The 261-nt window shown below is 60.2% G+C and carries 1 protein-coding gene; it reads right to left on the bottom strand.

The genetic code is table 11. From position 1 onward, the window contains the following. Positions 1-227, bottom strand: a 227-nt coding sequence (locus VH88_RS15300; protein ID WP_045812019.1) for a recombinase family protein, incomplete at its 3' end; no start/stop codon positions are given. Between the last annotated feature and the right edge of the window lie 34 nt (positions 228-261).

A 261-nucleotide genomic window follows, 5' to 3' on the forward strand; every position in this document is an offset into this window, starting at 1 on the left:
ACACGACGGATGAACTGTCCGAGCCGACCCTTGGTCAGATGGTGACCAGAGAATGCCGAGACTGCCTCGTCGATGATAGTTTCGACGATGAGGAGACGATGCTCGTCCGCATACCGCTGGGCCGCCTCAAGCTGGCGCCGAAGGCTGTCGCGCCCTGTCTGGGCTTCCGACGACCATCGAATGTAGACGGTCGCAGGAATCGTTGGCTGAATCGTCGGGGAGACCATGCCCGGACCATGACAATCGACCATGGTTCGAGCA

Source organism: Brevundimonas sp. KM4 (assembly GCF_000964075.1).
GTDB classification, from domain to species: Bacteria; Pseudomonadota; Alphaproteobacteria; order Caulobacterales; family Caulobacteraceae; genus Brevundimonas; species Brevundimonas huaxiensis.